This window comes from Streptomyces glaucescens, from assembly GCF_002154375.1.
GTDB lineage: Bacteria > Actinomycetota > Actinomycetes > Streptomycetales > Streptomycetaceae > Streptomyces > Streptomyces glaucescens.
The window spans coordinates 1-1,304 of the sequence record NZ_MUND01001007.1 but is presented as its reverse complement, the minus strand read 5'-3'; the positions used below and the strand labels follow the sequence as shown (position 1 = coordinate 1,304).

Below are 1,304 nucleotides of genomic sequence, written 5' to 3'. Positions count from 1 at the left end.
CCCCGCACCCCCGCCGGCGAGCAGACCCCGCCCCGGTCGGACGCGATGACCGGGACCGGCTGAGCCGGCCCGCCCCCGGCTCCCCTTCACCCCTTCACCCGCGCGTGCGGGCGGCACCTCCTGCCGCCCGCGCCCGCCCCGACCCGACGTCACAGGGCACGCCGGCCGGTCTGCCGTGCCGGCGTGCCCGGGAAGAGGCACACCGTGTCCACCCTCCACCAGGAGAACGCTCCGTCCGAGCGGACCCTGTCCAGCCTGACCGCGCGGTACGCGGAGCGCTGGGAGGCCCGCTCGTCCGTCCGCACCCGGCCCCGCAAGACCATCGACTTCACGCAGAGCGGCTTCTTCTTCCCCGAGGACAAGCAGCCCCTGCTGCTCGCCAAGGAGGTGCGCGACCTCGGACGGTCCGCGAAGGACGACATCCTCGTGCAGTCCTTCTACAAGTACCTGCACGACATCGTGAACCTGGAGATCAAGGAGATCGTCTCCGCCTGCTCCAAACTCCTCCACGGGGACCTGCCCGTGACGTTCACCGAGGAGACCAGGCTCAACACCTACTCGGTCATGATCGACGAGTACTACCACGTGTACATCGCCCAGGACATGATCCTCCAGCTGCGGCAGCGCTACCCGCACCTGAGCGACATCGACTACGCGCTCCCGGACTCCCGGCGCGCGGTCGGCGAGATCCGCGCCAAGCTGGACCCCCGCTACCACGACGTCTTCGAGATACTCGCCAACTGCTGCTTCGAGACGACCCTCGTGCGCGAACTCGTCGAGTTCTTCAACAGCCCCGGCGTGCACCCCTCCATCAAGTACTACGTCAACGACCACATGAACGACGAGTCCCGCCACTACGCGTTCTTCTTCGACCTGATGACCTACCTGTGGCGGGAAATCCCCGAGGACTACCGCGAGGCCATCGGCACCCACCTGGCGGAGTTCGTCACCCTCTACCTGTCCGTGGAGTCGGAGAAGCAGTTCAACGTCGAACTGCTCGCCACCCTCATCGGCGACCGGGAGCAGGCCCGCACCTCCGTGGAGTCGCTCTACGCCGGATTCGAGATCACCCCCGACGTGCCCATCGTCAAGAACGTACTGCGGGCCCTAGGCAACGCCGGAATGCTCGCCCACCCCGCCGTGCGCGACAGCTTCGCCCGCATCGGCTGGACGGTCTGACGCCCCCGCCCCGACACCCGGAGAGACCCGACCATGGCATCCACCGTTTCCCACCACACCGGCACCAGAATCACCGACGCGGCCTCCACCGAGCGGATCGCGGCGGACATCGAACGCCGGCTGCG

The 1,304-nt window shown here is 68.1% G+C and carries 1 protein-coding gene; it reads left to right on the top strand.

Going from position 1 to position 1,304, the window contains the following annotated elements:
- The first annotated feature begins 204 nt into the window (after window positions 1-204).
- Window positions 205-1,179, top strand: a complete 975-nt coding sequence (locus CCN42_RS40165; protein ID WP_086742035.1) for a diiron oxygenase — start codon at window positions 205-207, stop codon at window positions 1,177-1,179.
- Window positions 1,180-1,304: the final 125 nt, after the last annotated feature.